The sequence below is a fragment of the Marinomonas sp. NPDC078689 genome, assembly GCF_044542435.1.
GTDB classification, from domain to species: Bacteria; Pseudomonadota; Gammaproteobacteria; order Pseudomonadales; family Marinomonadaceae; genus Marinomonas; species Marinomonas arenicola.
On record NZ_JBITUJ010000002.1, the window covers coordinates 548,492 to 565,811 of the forward strand.

Below are 17,320 nucleotides of genomic sequence, written 5' to 3' on the forward strand. Positions count from 1 at the left end.
TTTAACCAATTATTAATTTCATCGGAACAGTGATAATGCTAGGAAATACTATGAAGAGTATTAGTAGCAAAACATAGGCGCCAATAAAGGGCATGATGCCTTTTATAGCCGCAGACATAGGGACTCGAGAGACCCCGCAAACCACATTCAACACATTGCCCACTGGCGGTGTGATCAAGCCAATTGAGGTGTTGATAACAAACATCAAACCAAAGTACACAGGGTCGATCCCCGCCATTTTTACCACTGGCATAAGCAGAGGCACTAAGATCAAAATGGTCGGACTTAAGTCCATCACCATGCCGACTAAGAAGACCAACAGCATGATTACCGCCATCAATAAACGAGGGCTATCCACCAAGGGTTCGAGCAGCTCGGCAAGTTGTTGAGGCAATTGCGCCACCGTAATCAACCAGGCGGCGACCATGGCGCAACCCACTAGGAACATCACCATGGCGGTAGAACGACCGGCACGGCCTAATACCAAATACAATTTACGGAAGGTTAATTCGCGGTAAATAAACACCGACACCAAGATGGCGTACACAGCAGCAACCACCGCCGCTTCTGTTGGTGTGAAAATCCCGAAACGAATACCACCCAGAATGATAAAAGGCAGGAAAAGTGCCCAAATACCGTCTTTCAGTGCGGCCATGCGCTCTTTTGAAGAGGCTTTTTTCTCGACTGGTAGTTGTTCTTTTCGTACTAAGAAATACCATAAAAACAACAAGGTTAAGCCCATGATAAGACCAGGAACGATACCGCCGATAAAGAGATTTTTAATGGAAATACCGCCAGCCACACCGATCAAAATAAGCGGAATAGACGGTGGAATAACCGGTGCGATAATGCCACCAGACGCCAACAAACCAATCGAAGAGCCTTCTGGGTATTTGGCGTCACGCATCATCGGATAGAGAATACTCACCAAGGCGGCCGCATCGGCCACCGCCGACCCAGACAAACCCGCCAACAGGATCGAGGTCAGGATCGCCACATAACCAAGGCCACCTTTACGGTGCCCAACGAAGGCGTTGGCAAGACGCACAATGCGCATCGACAAACCACCCACCGACATCACTTCGCCAGCGACTAAAAAGAAAGGAATCGCCAACAAGGTAAAGCTGTCTACGCCATTGATCAGAGCGTTCGACAAGATGTCTGCGCTGAACAAGTCCATGTGGAACATCAGTGCCATTGAGGACAGCAACAACGCAAACGAAACCGGCAGACCCAATAAAATCGAGCCCATTAATACCACTAAAAAGATCGTTAATGTCATTCTTGATCCTCCATATCCGTCAGCCAACTAGGGTCGAATATTCGAACCAACGAAATCATCACAATTAACAAACCAGAGACAACGCCTGCCAAAGCAAACAAGGCCGTAGGTAACCCTGTGAGTGGAGAAATATTGCTCCAATTGGCAATGGTTTGGTTCATCGCCCCCACAAATAACATGCCAGAAGAGACAAGAATAACCACCCAGATGAGGCGATTCAGAATGGGAACGGCGCTAGGGAAGAAACGTTCTGAAAATTCAGCAATAGCAAGATGCTCGCCACGGCGTAACACCACCGCAGCCCCTAGCAAAACAATCCATACTAGACACAGTCTAGAAAGCTCGACGGATGAGCGAATGCCGGACGAAAAACCGTAGCGTAAAACAACATTGGTAAACACCAATACGATCATCGCCGCCAATACAACGGTGATAAATACGTCTATGCCTTGCCACATCCACTTTATTGTTTTTTTCATGATGACAACCTCTGAGAACAGTTATATCAATTCAATAGTGACTCTATTTGTTGCCAAATCGAATCATGAATTTCAATGCCACCAGCACGCTCATGTTTCTCTAAGAATTTTTCAATACTGCTACCAGCCACTTGAACCGTGCCTGTTTCAGCAGGCTCTGAGGCCAACACATAATCCCGAATACGTTTCATTTCTTCGGAGAATTTTGAGGCTTCAATGGTTTTACTTAGGTCGATTGCGATCAGGAATTGAGACACACCAAATTCACCGCCCATGTCTTCTGTTAACGCAGGCACAGAATGGCCGCCGGTAATAGCGGTCAACATCATGTCCAACACCAAAGACATAGAAGAACCTTTCCAAAAGCCCATCGGCAAAATACGTTTGTTTTCCCATAACACATGCGGGTCTTTGGTCAGCTCACCGTTGTTGTCGTAGCCACCCACAACAGGCAGTTCTTTGTCCGCTAGAACGTAGTTTTGCAGCTGACCATAAGAGAATTGAGACATAGAGCAATCAACGAGAACCGGTGGATCACCAGCGATTGCCATGATAAGAGGGTTGGTGCCTAAACGGTGATCTTTACCACCCCAGGCTGGCATAACAGCGGTCGAGTTAGTGGCAGCAATGCCTGCAAAACCTTCTCGCGCCATGCGAAGTACATAAGAACCGCCGCGCATCCAGTGGTTGGAATTGCGCATTCCCACCATGCCGATGCCATATTGACGGGCCAGTTCCATCGCTCGATCTGAACAAATCAAACCATTCAAGACACCAGGACCAAAATGACAATCCCACTGCTCTAATGCGCCCATACTGTTCACGCATTTAGGGGTTTCATTTAATTTGATCTGGCCTTTGTCTACTTGCGAAATAAATACCGGAAAACGGTTAATGCCATGGGAGTAAATCCCTTCGTTGGCCATTTCTACAAAACCTTCAGCAAGACGCGTCGCGTTGTCTTGCTCCATGCCTCTAGACAGCAAAATCGTTTTATAGGTATCAGTAAGCTTTGCTACAGATATGATTGGCATAGTAAACCTCATATTTTTCCGTATTACGGAATTTGTTATTGTTGTTATTCCATATAATGTCATCGTATGAATTTAATGGGAAGTCTGTTTCTTCAAATTTCAAAAAATAAACGCGTAAAATACCGCCTAAAAAGCGCCTTAAAATCCGATAATTCTGGTCATTTAAATAAAAACATTAAGAAGGGCAATAAGTTAGAGCGCACACACTCGATGCTAAAGGAGGGAAATAATCGCGCCAATTTTTCTCAAAAATAAAAGGCTCAAGGTTACACAGCAAAAGCCACTCATAACTGTCCTTTCTAAAAAACTCAGTTCTCATTTATTTTAGGCATAAAAAAAAGCCAGCGCACTGGCTGGCTTACGTGACTCTCTTAACCTTGTCGTTATTAACGTGTCTTAGACAGCGCCTTAATATCACTACCATGAACCTGAACTTGTAGTTCATGGGTTAAGCGCCGAATCTCTTCTAATTGCCCTAACAAAGAGTGCAATTGAGACTGTACAAAATAATGTCGCTCATCTTCGTCGGCAGGCGTGTCTGCGAGGCTTTTTCTCAAACGCTCAAATTCAACACTACTGTCATTTACCAACTGTCTTTGCTCAAGGCATTCTGCCACTTCGTGTAAACTCCCCACTATGTAATTTCCCGCATCTGCTAATAACTGATTACTTGACTGTTCGATTAACGTGCCGCGATGAGCGCTAAACGCGGCTATGTAATTAAATAGGGTATGACTGCGTATCACCAAACGCTGCCAAAGCTCGGTATCACGGCGAAAGTGACCCGGTTCTTGCTGCATATTAACTAAGGTCGAGGTTAGCAAGGCATCGGCGTTATAAGCGCGTCGACGGCTGTGGCGATAGACCTGCTCACTGACGTTGTCTTCTTGATAAAAGCGCATCAACTCTCGTAAGTAATCCGCACTACGGCGTAAGCCTTCAGCAAAGGTTATTGGCAGTTGGCGATACGCCCAATCCGGTAAAATGAAAAACACCGCAAGCCATGAAATAACACTGCCAATTAAGGTATCGATCAATCGTGGCCAAATCACATCATACCCATCAGATACCTGATTAAAGCAGCACACGACCATTAGCGTGATGGCCGCCGTCGCCAACATATAACGATTGGTTCGCGTTAAGAAAAACACCACACCAGCCACGACCGCAATCGCTAATTGAATGATTTCCACTGGGAACAAAGTAATTAAGGACCAAGCCGCCACCAGCCCTATCACTGTCCCTGCGATACGCTCGTAGAGCCGTTTTCGAGTCGAACCAAAGGTAGGCAAGCACACAAACAAGGTCGTCAACATGACCCAATAACCTACCGAGAGGTTCAAATTTTGGATAATGGCATAGCCTGCGGTAAGCGCTAACGACATGCGCACAGCATGTCGAAACACCTGAGACTTTGGGGTCAACTGGTCCACGATTTGGTCAAAAATAGAGCGAAACGTGGTTCGCGGTTGGGGTATTTGCAAGGAGGCATCGGACAAGGACACGTCTTCTAATTGACGCGCTTTGTCTAACTCCTGTTGTAAGGCGATGATATTGTCGGTTAATTGACGCAGCGGACGGAAAAGACGCCACTGGGTTGGTTCCGCTTCGCGTTCTAAGTAATCCATCGATCTCAGTACGCCGGCCACCGTTTCTTCGCTGTCGCGTAAATCAATCGCATGACCACCACGAATCGCTTCGCCTATTTTTCGACAGCTGGTCCCTGCTTCAGACAACTGACGCTGAAGCCGAAATAAAATATCACTGTGGAAAAAGGTTTCTGCCAAATCGGAATAATTATAGTGAGAGGAACTGGCTCGTTCGTGGATACCTTGGGCAATAAAATAAAAGCGGATATAACGCCCTAATCTAGGATTGGTTGGGTCACTGTCAATGCGACTCACCAAAATCTCTCGCACGCGATTTAACGCGACCACAACCTGACCATGCTGCTGAGCTAAATCGAGTCGTAAAGAGTCCACGGCACCGCGCGTTGGTAATGGAAAAAACTTAGACTTAAGTTTTAAATAAAGCCCGACCTCAATATACAGGGAGGTCAACGCTTGGCGCAGAGTCACATGGGCAAACAAAGCCGCCCAAATCACCGACAAAATACCGTACCACAAAGCCCCTAATGTCAATAATACTGGCTCGTACCAAACCGGCACTTCATGGGTGGCTTGGTTAAGACCTATCATGGTGTAAACCGCCAAAATCAAGGTCGCTTGTGAGATCAAACCATAGCGTCGTCCTAGCGCTCCCCCCATGGATAAGGAAAACGCCACAACGGCAATAGACGCGCCAAATGCCCAAGGGTAAGGCATTAATAAACGCACCCCAAAGGCAGTAATGATGAACAAAATCAGAGTGATAGAAAGCGTTCGAACCCGACCTTGCCAGCCATCTTCAGTCTCCGCTAACGCGCTCGCAATTACCCCTAAAAAAAGCGGGATAACCATATCAATGCGGTCAATACTCCAACTCACCGCCATAGCGCCACACAAGGCCACAAACACCCTTACGCCATAAGACAATTGGCTCGTACTGGTACCACTCAATTTACGTAACGATTGCAGGGAATGTTTAAAGGACAGCATAATAAAATTGCGTCTCCTGGTCGACGACAGCAATAAAGGGAGCATGAGGATAAAGATCGATTTTAAACGGCCATTAGAGTAACTACAAGTGAGCAAAGCCTATCTGCAAGTTACTTCCTAATAGCATGATTAAAAAGCACTTTTTATCACTATTTCGCCTCCATATTCTTCCCTAAAACACGCTTTATAAAGGCAAGACTGAGGCTGTGTAGAGCTCTGCTCAATGTCTGTCGTTATCATGTTCGACGGCAGACACAGTGAAAATATTCGATCAACGAGATAACTCGCCCAGACACACTTTTCAGCCTGTATTGAATCATGGAGAATAGTCTACAAACTGCCACCCTGCTCACCCTATTGGAAAGAGCTTGCCTGGTACGTAGATTGTTCTGTTTTATCATGCTTCATTAAGGATCATTCAATGGCTAATCACCACGAAACACCAGAGAAAATTGCTCAAGCCACCGCAGGCTATGTTATGCAACAAACCATGTTGCGCATTAAAGACCCAAAAGCCTCCTTAGATTTTTATCAAAACGTACTCGGCATGAAGCTTTTAGGTAAATACGATTTTCCTGGGATGAAATTCACCCTTTACTTTTTAGGCTACGAACAGGAGATCCCTGAAGGCGATGAGAAAACGCAAACAGAATGGGTATTTCGTCGCCCAGCACTTATCGAATTGACCCATAACTGGGGCAGTGAAAACGACGACAACTTCCCAGGCTACCACAATGGTAATGAAGACCCGCGTGGCTTTGGGCACATAGGCATTAGCGTCCCAGACGTACACGCAGCTTGCGAGCGATTTGAAAAATACCAAGTGGAGTTCGTAAAAAAACCAGACGAAGGCTCAATGAAAAACCTCGCCTTCATCAAAGACCCAGACGGCTACTGGATTGAAATATTGTCTGCTGAGGGCATCACAGAGATCATTCTTTCACAATAACAAAACCGATTAACGGGGTTGGACATACAGCTAAGGAGTGAGCGTTTTGGCACTGCAAACAAACCGCTCACTTTGCGTCACGCTCTGCTTTCGATCGCTTTCACGAAACTTACTAGGACACCCATGCTAAGAAACTTACTTGGACACCCATGCTAACAACCCAGCAATAAAGAGGCTTGTGCGAAATTTCTTCTTTATTCTATGCTCTACTTTTTATCGCTTTCACCGCAGACCAAGTCGACACACCATAAGGCACTAAATAGGTTAAGCCGACTTTAAACCAGTCATGAGCCGAAAGAGATAAGGCCATTATTTTGTCACCATGGTTTATCAAAGCCAGCATGGTACCAACAAACAAGGCCACTTTAACGGCACTGACCACGACAACACGAGAACGAGCAATAACGAAAAAATGTTTATTCGCTTCAGGGGGATTCATAATATTTCTAGCCTTGATTATTGAGCATTAGCTAACTCGAAATGAAAAAGGTGCAATATAAAAGTCGCTCACCAACATGGACGACTCACCTTGTCGCCATAGGGTGATCAGGGTTTAGCTGAAGCAAGTCCCAGAGGTTCCCATACAAGTCTTCGAAGACAGCGACAGTTCCGTAATCTTGCTCTTGAGGCCCTCTGATAAAATGGATGCCTATCGATTTCATACGCTCGTAGTCACGCCAAAAGTCATCAGTGTTTAAAAAGATAAACACACGACCACCCGCTTGATTACCAATAAACTCTTCTTGTCTCGAATTAGACGCCTTAGCCAATAGCAGGGTGACGCCATGTGAATTTGGTGGAGCCACCACCACCCAACGCTTATCCTGCTCCGCTTGATAGGTATCTTCGATAAGGTCAAAATTTAACTTATTCACATAAAAATCTATCGCCTCGTCATAGTCTTTGACGACAAGTGCGATATGCACAATATTTTGCTTCATCTTTTTGCCTAGCGTAAAAAATTGCTTCGTCAGCAAAGCCCTTGTTTTTAGTGGGCTACAAGCTCAACCTTGCTTTATTGTTGTTTCAAACTAACGACACTGTCCAGTGCCTTTTACTAGTAGAGACGACTTGTTATGAGGCGCTTAAGACGTTGTTATTATTTGCATTAACTTTGTCGCCAAGGCCGACAACGCGTCTTCTGTGATGACCTCAACATTATTGTAATCAACCAGATTCCCATGCCGAATCAACACCGTTCTTGGGTAACCTGGACCTCCAAATTGCGCCGTCATTTGTTCATGTTCCGCGCTGATGAAATCGCCTTTTTGTAATTGCACAGTCACTTGAAGCACATCCACGCCATGATGCTTCATTGCCTGCCCAAAGCCCTCAATATACGGCTTTTGTCTCTCTGTACAGTCTGGGCACCAGGCCGCTACGACATTCACAACAAAAGTATCACCCGCCGCCATGCGACGATGAACCTCAACAGGCTCTACAAACTGAAGAGTGCTAACAACCTGTGTACTGCCATTAGAATTAAGCTCTATTCCCATACCTACCTCAATCAACCCCTAACTAGGACACACACTTATATCTAACTAGGACACACATACTAAAACTACAATTGATCATAACAAGAAAATAAGGGGTATACCCTTTTCAGAGTTGCTTAAGTGGGTTTTTCTCTTCATTTACAAGCTAGAAAACGGGTGTCATGCCTGAAAAGCATGCCCAAGACAAGGCAAAGCCCTAAAGCGTATTCAGTGGCGTTTTATTCAGATTAGAGAGTAAATTAGCGAAGCAGATGACAACTTTGTAGGCTTGGTTTTCGCTGTCGTTGATTGGACTCACAATAATGGGCGACGGCCGTTTCTTTGCCCACCACGCCGCCTGTTTTTTCACCAAACTGTGTCGCAATACAAAGCCAGTTATCAGAAGAGATATTAAGCCGTTGAAGTATCGGCAAAAGCGAGGCATCAATCGCGCACTTTTTACCTTCTCGAATAATTCGTCCTGTTATATCAACCAGCGCTAGGTAATCTTGTAATAGGAAAGGAAGACCATCTGGTATGTCGTTTCGTGGATGACCAACAAAGGGAAACAAGGTTTTAGGTTGATGATTTTCTTTTGCGGAGTTGATGCGTTTTTTTATGCTCGTGAAATCTGAATCCTCTGGCGTATCGCTCATTTTAGCTCGTATCGGATTCAAATCGACATACGCCATACAAGCAATTAATGCGGCTTCGTCCAGCAATGCTTGAGACTTAAAGCGCCCTTCCCAAAACCTTCCTGTACAAGCGTCTTCGGCATTTGCTTGTCGTGCAATCGGCTCATTTAGCTCTTTCATAAACCAACTAATATCCATTAGTCGATGCCTGAAAGTGTCCGCAGATGCCTCAACTAAGGTCAAAGCGAAATCATGCAGAGCTTCTCCCTTTAGGTATTGTTGAGTGAAAAGTGTTCCCTTATGGAGTTTATGCCAACGCCTTAGCACCTCTAACGTTGACCAGTTTTTTGCCTCCTCTTGATTGATGTGCAACACCACATGGAGGTGATTACTCATCACGGCATAAGAGCAAACATCAATGCCAAACACACTGGCCAGAAACAACAAACGTTTTTCAATCCAGCCACGTCGGTGCTCGTAGCTGTTCCCCGTTAACTCATCTTCACCGCATAAAAATGCCCTACGCACACAACGTGAGATGCAGTGATAATATGGAGTGTCATCAATACTAATTTGCTGGCTTCTGGATCTAGGCATAATGTGACTCTTGCTCGAAACTATACTGTAATTATATACAGTATAGTTTGATTCCAAAAAAATGCATTATTTCAGGAAGGCCTTATTACATAAGGGTTTGAAAGGTGGATGGCACACTTAAAGTAGCAGCACACTAAAGTAGAACTAAAGCAGTTAAGCTGGCTCTGTTAGTAATTCATCTCTAATCAGTGTTAACAAAAAGGTTTCTCGCTCAATCGACATGCCTTTTTTATCACTATTCTTAATAGTGTCTAGATTATGCTTAATCGCATCGTGAACATTGATCCACACGGCTTTCATGCCATTTTTAACTTCATAATCTTCAAGGCTTGTTTCGCCTAATTGCTCATCTATGTCGCAGGTATAACAATAAGATTTCATATGCATGATCTCAAAGCCACCTCTGTTCCATGGGCGATACTCTTCATACAAGCCGAACGCTTCGACATTACGAATATTTTGTGCCCCTGTCTCTTCCGCCAACTCGCGGATCAATCCTTGGCTCTGATTTTCTCCTTGATCGATTCCCCCACCCGGTAACGTGTAATCGTCGTAACGCTGTGTATACAGCATTAAAATTTTCTCTCCTTTTAAGATAATGCCACGCGCTGCAAGACGTAAAAATGAAGGTCGATCAAGTGACTCGATACTAGGATGAACAGTCGATTTTAACAAACGCATAAATAGAAGCACTGTGGTTATTGAAAAGAGGAGCAGGATGATAGCGGTTAGGTGATAGCCAATCAAACGTCAGAAGGAGTATGTCAGCAGCATGCCATAGAAAAAGCCTTGCTATCACTGGCTTTTAAAGGTGGGTGGCACTTTAGTTCGCCATAGAAGAAGCCTTGCTATCACTGACTTTTAACGGTGGGTGGCACTTTAGTTCGCCATAGAAGAAGCCTTGCTATCACTGACTTTTAACGGTGGGTGGCACTTTAGTTCGCTCTTTAATTCGTTCTGTCAAAAACATTAGATCAAATAACATACAGACTATAAGAAGCGGTTTGAAAAGCACATCAAGTAAGGAGAAAAAAGCCTTATTATTGCTGAGTTTCAACACGTGAGTAATCTATTTAAAGACATGCCTTTACACTAAAATGAGCGCCCAATTAAGCAGTAAGGTAGGCGTGATACATCATGAAAAAGCTATGAGCGATGCGGATATAAATTTAATCCATTCAAAACAAAAAATCGAACAAGAACAAGGAATCGTAAGCAAGGCTGAAGAATTTGGGTATGAAAAAGTCCAAAGTTCTTTCGCTAAATCTTTCTCATTAGCAATCTATGCAGGAATGTTCATTTCTATTGCATTTGTATTCTATCTCTCTGTAACCACTGGCAGTGGCGGCGCTCCATGGGGAATCATTCGCCTTGTCGGTGGCATTGCATTTAGTCTTGGCTTAATTCTGGTTATCGTTTGTGGCGGCGAGCTGTTCACAAGCACAGTGTTGAGTACGGTAGGATGGGCGCAAGGCCGCTTTAATACCACTCAATTACTAAAATGTTGGGGCCGTGTTTACTTAGGAAACTTAGTGGGTGCGATGATTTTACTTGCACTTGTGATGGCCGCAAAAATGTATTTGCTTGATGGCGGAGAATGGGGCATCCACGCCATGATAATCGCTCAAGGTAAACTTGAGTATGATTGGTCACAAGCATTTGCCCTGGGTATCTTATGTAACTTCCTCGTCTGCTTAGCAACATGGATGACCTTCACAAGCAAAGACAGTATTGGTAAATCGCTGCTGGTTATTTTACCTGTCGCCATGTTTGTCAGCAGTGGCTTTGAACACAGTATCGCCAATATGTTTATGGTTCCTCTTGGGCTTGCTATCAAAGCCGTTAGTGACCCCGCTTTCTATGTCGCTCATGGGCACCTTGTTTCAGATTTTGATCATTTAACTTTTTATAATTTTATTGTCCATAACCTTATTCCAGTAACTCTTGGTAATATTTTTGGTGGTGGCGTTCTCGTTGGCCTTGGCTACTGGAGCATTGATCGTAAAAAAACAAATGAGAAAACTCTAGATCAAACGGTGACCGCACAGAATAGATAGTCCATTGCAGTAACTTCCAATAGCGGACCAACCGTTGTTGGAAGTTACTCAATTTAACAGCCTTTTAAAGACCCTCCTCATCGCGCAGCAAGCTAACTAAAACGTATACTTTAGCGCCTCCTCTACTCTCAAATAGAAATCGAAGCCTTGCTATGACTGGGTTATAAAGGTGGGTGGCACTTTAATAAGCATTTGAACTTGCAGACTCTACCAGCGCTCTGGTGCGTAATAAAACACCGGCAACGACCAGTTCCAACGAATAGCAGCTAGACGCATAATCAGACCGCTACTGAAGGATACGAGCAGCGTAATGTCTTCATTCACACCATAATGCTGCAACACTAAATAGAGCACAGCGACCATCAAAGACACGCTGGCATACAACTCATGTTGCAGCACCTGCGGTGTCTGGTCACAAAGAATATCCCGTAAAATACCGCCAAACACACCAGTGATAATACCCGCCATAATGACCACTGGCAGGCTATAATCCAATTGCTGAGCAACGTTACAACCAATGATGGTAAAGGCGATCAACCCCATGGCATCTAACAGAAGGAACAACTTCTGCAAGCGATGCATAAAGCGCGCAAGAAGCATGGTCGAAAGACCAGCCGTAATCGTTAGATAGATATAAGAAGGATGTTGAGTCCAATTAACGGGGAAGTTTCCAAGAAGAATATCACGTACCGTGCCGCCGCCTAACGCCGTAATAAAGGCGATCAAAGCCACACCAAACATATCCATATTACGACGACCAGCGGCTAAAGCACCAGACATCGCTTCTGCGGTAATGGCAATAAGATAAACAATCGTAAGCACACAGAACTCCTGTGTAAATCTGTGCCTCTCCCCCTGTCCCTTGTTCCTGAGAGTTTAACCAGACAGACCTGACCGCTGGCTTGCTCCTTCGGCGGGCTACTAAATGTAACCTCTCTCCAGATGGCAATATACTTAATCCGCAGTACTTTAGCCTGAGCGTTTATGGGAGTTTGCGCCTTCGGCGGCCAGCCTCTAAAGCTGACTCTCTCCTGCGGGGGCGCGCATTGTAGACAATTGCCATGGGAAATGAAACAGATTCTAGAAGGTGCTTCTCAAAAAGATAAAATCTATGTGTGGCAAGGGGTTAGCCGACTACAAAGAGTAGCGAGACATAAACTCATAGTGTCTGAATTATAGACAGTGGGGGGATTTTAATTGGTGCTGGTTGATATCGTTTTTATAAGCCAGATTGCCAACCGTCGAGGTCAAACCCTTTTAAACGTAACGCATTCGTTAGTCGATAGTTATGTAGCATTTTAAAAGCTCCCCTTAGTCCAAAAAGCCCGCTATGACTGGGTTATAAGGGTGGGTGGCACGTTAATTTCTTCAAAAATTCAGAATAATCATTTAAATACTTATAATGAGTTGCCCACAACCTTCCAGTCTTTAAAATGTTTTTCACTGCATTTAAGTCTGTATACTGATATATATTCATATAATCATGACCTTTGTTACTTTATGGAAATTTAGTAATATAACACCGCATTAAAGTGTGATCGACGCTTAGCTATACTTGAGCAAAGCGAAAACTCCAAGCGTTGCGAACCTCTCTTAAACCTTTTGTTAGGTCAGTGCTAGAAATCATTAGAAATTTTACTACTAGACCTACTTGAAATATCATTTAAGACACTATCTCCATATTGCTTAGCAACTTCATATAATCGTGGTTCTGAAATACTCACATATGTTTCAGCCATACCTTTTTTGGAAAAAACAGTGTTGCACATAACACTTATATGCAAATTTCTAAACTTCCTCAGATAAAACTTATTATTTAACTCTGCATTAGGAATGATTTGTTCGAGTTGAGAACCATATTTTTCACTCAAACCATCAGCCAGTGACTTAGCATTTAAACAACGAGCATCTTCACCAACTGTGATATCAACACTGTATAGCTTTCCGTCAAAGTATGAGTATATTATTTTTTGAACCTCAATATGACCGAAAGCAAGCTCTTCATTGTGTTTCGTATAACTCTTAATCCTGTCGTAACCCTCTGCATATGTAGATTCATATTGCATATCTGAAGAAAGGGAGCTACCAAACGCGATACCACGAAAGTCATTTACAATTGAGTTTCGAACAACATTTGGACTACTGCAAGCGGATAGCGCAACAATCAGTAATAGAGTGATTTTTTTCATAACTATTTTCTCTTGTGACAGTGATACTCACTAGTTTTATGATTTGTATGGCAACCACGGCTATCAGTCCCACCTGAGTGACTAATAACTGATGTAGAGAAAACAATTAAGCTAATCGACAATAATAACGCTTTCATTATTCAACACCGTAAAAAATTAGAATACCTTACTACCATAATTGCGTTATACGTAGAATTACCTAACGCCTCACATAAGCTGCCGAAACGTAGTTGTTTCGTTTGTGATAAGCGAAGCGTTAAGCCACAAAACAAACGACGCAGTGTAGGTCTGCTTTATGTGATTGCTAGCGCTACCTAGTTACGCGATAATTATTGAATACTTTGCTTTCTCCAGTTGTCTATTTCACTATTTAACCGGCCAGCAGTTACATCACCTTTCCATTCCTTCCAGAATTCAATGGTACTACTATTTAGTTTATTTGGACTAAACGAGCGTACGTGTTGTTCGTTTGATGTTTGCGAGGTAACAAATGAGAGGTGTTTTTGAGTGTGAACCATCCGTTAGTTACTTTGCTTACATTCCTTTATTTACAAAATGTAACTCGAGTCGATTGAGATTACCAGACTGCTTTATCATTTTTTGGTTTGTGACTCTGGTTTACTTCGAGTGCATAGAGAAAGACGAAGACACAAGCACTAGTATTCATCCAGTACTGCTCTGCAACATGGCCTTATAAAAGCCCGCTATGACTAGGTTATAAGGGTGGGTGGCACGTTAATCGCTCTTTCGGTGGGTAAGCCTCTAGAATAATTGGCTTAAGCTGTGATTTAAAAATGATCAGACCAAAGCTGTTTAAATTTAACACTAGTCCAATTTATCGGTATTTTTACGATCTAAGTTCACTAGAAGATTTCCAATCGCTAAGTGCTAAATTTTGACTTTACTCACGGTGCTTCTTGATAGATGTAACGCTAGAAATTTTAAAGGGAAATGGACGCTTCGGACGGAAAGGCCCGATATGACTGGGTTATAAGGGTGGGTGGCACTTTAATGTTGTTAAGAATTTAATCACAGATGACTCAGTAAACATCAGGTAAAGGCAGCAGTAAACCTAAACAATGAAAACAAGAGCTAATGCACGCACCATCACACCCTAGACCAGAGGTCTAACCTTGCCATTACTGGGTTGTAAGGGTGGGTGGCACTTTAATGTTTTGTAAGGGTGGGTGGCACTTTAATGTTTGCTCTGCAACATGGTCTTGTAAAAGCCCACTATGACTGGAGTTTAAGGGTGGGTGGCACTTTAATGTTGCCTAACGCCGCGTTAAGGCGCGACTCTACGCTTGCTACACTGTGAGCGAAGCGAAACTAGCAAGCGTTAGGAGTGCACTTAAACGCCTTGTTATGTGGTGGCTTCCCACACCATGATAGTCGTTTCGATTTCATGATGTCGAGCTTGGTGCAAAACCTTAAACCCATGATTTAAATAAAGATCAATGTTAAAGCTCTCACATTGCAAATACAGTGTTCTTATACCCATGTTTATAGCTTTATTTTTCGCTGATTCTAGCAACGCATGAGCAACTCCCTTGCGCCTATAATCCTGGTTAGTGAACACGCCACCTACCCAATATTCATATTCCGGATAGTTCTTGTTTTCGCGAATCTTTAGTTCGATGACACCAATAAGTTCACTATCAAGGTGGGCAACTAGCGACAAAGGGATCGAGTTTCGATTAACTGATTTCTCGATAACTTTTTCGAGTACTTTTTCTTCGGTGACATTTGGAGCAACCCTAGCCCACTCATCGTAGTACCACTTAGCTATTTTAGGAGCTTCATACGGATGATCCGCTAATAGTGAAATTTTCATGTTTCCTCTTAACCACATAACGCCCACATTAAGCGGACAAAAATTGTTTGACAAACTTGTTGAGGAACGAAACATGGAAAACTGTTTTTGTTCCGACTTAAATTGCTTGTTAGGCATTTTCACTAAGAATCAATTATTAATATTTAGTGTCCAACATTGAAGCTCTTCATTTTCATGATCAATGACCATTTCAGTAAAAGTAAATTGATTTTTTATGACCACATTTAGAGAAGCGATATTATGTGATGCAATCAAAGCCTTCACCGTTTTTACAGAATTCGAATTAATAGCCACTTGGCACAATTTTTCAATAGCTAATGTAGCGAATCCCTGTCCTCGTGCGTCTGGAGCAACGTTGTAACCAATTTCAACTGAATTTAAAACGGGTTCACTTTTAAAACCACAACATCCTACAATTTGATTATTTTGAACCATTAAATATGGTGACGCCCAAATACAGTTACCCCCTTGTACTATCAATTCAGATGAACGTTCCAATACATGGATAGGTGGGATAGATTCATTAAAAACAGATAAACCGTCAAATGTATGTACACCTATTTTTAGCTGTTCAATCTCTGTTTTATCTAATTGTTTGAGATACATATATACCCACTTTAAGACTGATGCCTAACGCCGCATTAAGCGGACAAAAATAGTGGGTTAAAATGTGTAGCGAAGCGAAACATAACCCACTGTTTTTGTTCCGTTTAAATGCCTTGTTATAAAATCATTCGACAAGTGACTCATCAACTAACCTATCTAATTTTCTAATTATTTCTTGAGCCTTATTTTGTAGCTTTGCTTTTTTCTTCTTTCTTACTTCAACTTCCTTAGTAGGCCCTGATAAGCTAATTCCGCCAGCCCTTTTTTCTAGTGAACTTAAGGAAGCAGTCAAAATATTAATTGTTGCTGTTTTAGCCATAGCTTCTGCTTGCATTCTTAAAGCCTCTTCAGACTTTTCTTGTGCATTTGCCGATTTTTCCAGCTCGCCACGAGTAAGAGATAACTCCTCACGTTGAAGAGCTAGCTCTGTTCTTTGCAATAGAATTGCGTATATAACTCCAAGAAAAGCAAACCCGGAAAATAAAGAATTAACTACACCAAACATATCACCTATAGTACCTCTGATTTCTGGTTTTAATAAAATTAACAACCAAGTCAAAGACCAAAATATCAAAATTATAATAGCGACAATTTTCATCAGATTATTATCATTTTCTTTTTGTGACACGCTTTACACTCCATGTTTTATAACGCCTCACTAAGAGGCTAAAAATTGTTGGCTAAAATAGTGAGCGAAGCGAACCTAGCCAACTGTTTTTAGTCCTTTTGAGTGACTTGTTATACGTTTAGTCACCACTGCTTATTTCGTAATTTCTTTTTACGCTTTTAGTTACATCACCCCATTTAGATGATTTAACTCTGGCTTGATGGTTATCAAAGGCTGTTTGATTAATGAACTCTTCGTAAACACTAAATTTGTTGCGATTACTTTCATCAGGAGTGACAGTAAAAGTTAAGCAACCAGCCTCTTGTAATGTGAGATTTTTATGAGTAACCAATTCACGCTTTACTATCTCAAGATCAGAATCTGGTACGACTATATATCCTTGCAATATAATTTTTGCCAACACTGAACTCCTGAAACGTATAACATTTTATTAGTGCACATGCGTGTTTACACATTTAAAAAACCATCTAAATATATCTATAACCAACTGAATTTAAAGTATTTTATAAAGTTATTCATAATATCCAAAGTTGGCTAAACAAGCGTGCGCGTGGTTTGTTTGATGTTCGCGAGGTAACAAAAAGGGAGGATTTTTGAGTGTGAACCATCCGTTAGTTACTTTGCTTTCAATCCTTTATTTACGAAATGTAACGCGAGTCGATTGAGATTACCAGACTGCTTTATCGTTTTTTGGTTTGTTCCTTGAGTTTACTAGGAGTTACGAGGCGAAATACGAAGGAACAGGCACTATTGTTCATCCGGGCTGCGGCAAGGTGGCCTACGATTAGGTCAGGTCAAAGCCCTTTTTGAAGCTGTATTTCTGGCTACAATAAGGTCTGTAGGACAAAAAGGGGTTCGACCCTGAGCAGTGCATAACGTCACCTATCATTTCGACTTTAACCGATGATTGGCTTTAGATATTCTCCAGTTACCGGCCGCTCTTTTTTAGGTATTC

At 42.7% G+C, this 17,320-nt stretch carries 18 protein-coding genes and 2 riboswitches; of the genes, 2 read left to right on the forward strand and 16 right to left on the reverse strand.

The window, feature by feature from the left end; all coding sequences use genetic code 11:
* Position 1 precedes the first annotated feature (1 nt).
* From ACIGBN_RS05625 to yccS, 4 genes are all read right to left on the reverse strand, one after another.
* On the reverse strand, positions 2-1,282 hold the full coding sequence (locus ACIGBN_RS05625) for a TRAP transporter large permease subunit (protein WP_341564138.1): 1,281 nt from the start codon (positions 1,280-1,282) through the stop codon (positions 2-4).
* Positions 1,279-1,761 carry a TRAP transporter small permease gene (locus tag ACIGBN_RS05630; RefSeq protein WP_396664139.1) on the reverse strand — a complete coding sequence of 161 codons (483 nt, stop codon included), beginning with the start codon at positions 1,759-1,761 and terminating at the stop codon, positions 1,279-1,281. Before ACIGBN_RS05630 ends, ACIGBN_RS05625 begins: the two co-directional genes overlap by 4 nt.
* Before the next feature lie 26 nt (positions 1,762-1,787).
* Complete coding sequence (yiaK, locus tag ACIGBN_RS05635; RefSeq protein WP_396664141.1) at positions 1,788-2,795, reverse strand: 3-dehydro-L-gulonate 2-dehydrogenase; 1,008 nt, start codon at positions 2,793-2,795, stop codon at positions 1,788-1,790.
* A gap of 386 nt (positions 2,796-3,181) precedes the next feature.
* The gene (gene yccS, locus ACIGBN_RS05640; RefSeq protein WP_396664143.1) at positions 3,182-5,392 is read right to left on the reverse strand and encodes a YccS family putative transporter; all 2,211 of its coding nucleotides are present in this window, start codon (positions 5,390-5,392) and stop codon (positions 3,182-3,184) included.
* Positions 5,393-5,813: 421 nt separating this feature from the next.
* On the opposite strand from yccS, the gene gloA reads away from it, so the two are divergent.
* Entirely contained in the window at positions 5,814-6,341 is a 528-nt protein-coding gene (gloA, locus tag ACIGBN_RS05645) for a lactoylglutathione lyase (protein ID WP_133002878.1), read from the forward strand.
* 199 nt (positions 6,342-6,540) lie between these two features.
* Here gloA and nrtS read toward each other — a convergent pair whose 3' ends face one another.
* The 5 genes from nrtS to ACIGBN_RS05670 form a co-directional block, all read right to left on the reverse strand.
* Positions 6,541-6,780: a nitrate/nitrite transporter NrtS gene (gene nrtS / locus ACIGBN_RS05650; RefSeq protein WP_165942975.1), complete on the reverse strand. Its 240-nt coding sequence runs from the start codon at positions 6,778-6,780 to the stop codon at positions 6,541-6,543.
* An 85-nt stretch (positions 6,781-6,865) separates the two neighbouring features.
* Complete coding sequence (locus tag ACIGBN_RS05655) at positions 6,866-7,282, reverse strand: VOC family protein (RefSeq protein WP_396664146.1); 417 nt, start codon at positions 7,280-7,282, stop codon at positions 6,866-6,868.
* 144 nt (positions 7,283-7,426) lie between these two features.
* A complete protein-coding gene (locus tag ACIGBN_RS05660) occupies positions 7,427-7,840 on the reverse strand; it encodes a TlpA family protein disulfide reductase (RefSeq protein WP_396664148.1) in 414 nt (137 codons plus the stop codon).
* A gap of 239 nt (positions 7,841-8,079) precedes the next feature.
* Positions 8,080-9,051, reverse strand: a complete 972-nt coding sequence (locus ACIGBN_RS05665) for a transposase (RefSeq protein ID WP_396664150.1) — start codon at positions 9,049-9,051, stop codon at positions 8,080-8,082.
* A 153-nt stretch (positions 9,052-9,204) separates the two neighbouring features.
* Complete coding sequence (locus ACIGBN_RS05670; RefSeq protein ID WP_133002874.1) at positions 9,205-9,732, reverse strand: NUDIX hydrolase; 528 nt, start codon at positions 9,730-9,732, stop codon at positions 9,205-9,207.
* Between the two features lie 467 nt (positions 9,733-10,199).
* Here ACIGBN_RS05670 and focA point away from each other — a divergent pair, with 467 nt between their 5' ends.
* On the forward strand, positions 10,200-11,108 hold the full coding sequence (gene focA / locus ACIGBN_RS05675; RefSeq protein WP_396664152.1) for a formate transporter FocA: 909 nt from the start codon (positions 10,200-10,202) through the stop codon (positions 11,106-11,108).
* A 207-nt stretch (positions 11,109-11,315) separates the two neighbouring features.
* Here the strand turns inward: focA and ACIGBN_RS05680 are convergent, their stop codons facing one another.
* The 7 genes from ACIGBN_RS05680 to ACIGBN_RS05710 all read right to left on the reverse strand — a co-directional run bounded on the left by ACIGBN_RS05680 (position 11,316) and on the right by ACIGBN_RS05710 (position 16,765).
* A complete protein-coding gene (locus ACIGBN_RS05680) occupies positions 11,316-11,930 on the reverse strand; it encodes a trimeric intracellular cation channel family protein (RefSeq protein ID WP_396664154.1) in 615 nt (204 codons plus the stop codon).
* Positions 11,931-11,953: 23 nt separating this feature from the next.
* Positions 11,954-12,060, reverse strand: a riboswitch (glycine riboswitch).
* A riboswitch (glycine riboswitch) is annotated at positions 12,061-12,152 on the reverse strand. It lies immediately after the preceding riboswitch.
* A gap of 572 nt (positions 12,153-12,724) precedes the next feature.
* Complete coding sequence (locus ACIGBN_RS05685) at positions 12,725-13,297, reverse strand: hypothetical protein (protein WP_396664156.1); 573 nt, start codon at positions 13,295-13,297, stop codon at positions 12,725-12,727.
* 2 nt (positions 13,298-13,299) lie between these two features.
* Positions 13,300-13,434, reverse strand: coding sequence for a YHYH domain-containing protein (locus ACIGBN_RS05690; protein WP_396664158.1), 135 nt, complete (start codon positions 13,432-13,434; stop codon positions 13,300-13,302).
* A 1,226-nt stretch (positions 13,435-14,660) separates the two neighbouring features.
* Complete coding sequence (locus ACIGBN_RS05695) at positions 14,661-15,131, reverse strand: GNAT family N-acetyltransferase (protein ID WP_396664160.1); 471 nt, start codon at positions 15,129-15,131, stop codon at positions 14,661-14,663.
* A gap of 129 nt (positions 15,132-15,260) precedes the next feature.
* Positions 15,261-15,737: a GNAT family N-acetyltransferase gene (locus ACIGBN_RS05700; RefSeq protein ID WP_396664162.1), complete on the reverse strand. Its 477-nt coding sequence runs from the start codon at positions 15,735-15,737 to the stop codon at positions 15,261-15,263.
* Between the two features lie 124 nt (positions 15,738-15,861).
* Entirely contained in the window at positions 15,862-16,365 is a 504-nt protein-coding gene (locus ACIGBN_RS05705) for a hypothetical protein (protein WP_396664164.1), read from the reverse strand.
* Positions 16,366-16,483: 118 nt separating this feature from the next.
* Positions 16,484-16,765 carry a putative quinol monooxygenase gene (locus tag ACIGBN_RS05710; RefSeq protein WP_396664166.1) on the reverse strand — a complete coding sequence of 94 codons (282 nt, stop codon included), beginning with the start codon at positions 16,763-16,765 and terminating at the stop codon, positions 16,484-16,486.
* Positions 16,766-17,320: the final 555 nt, after the last annotated feature.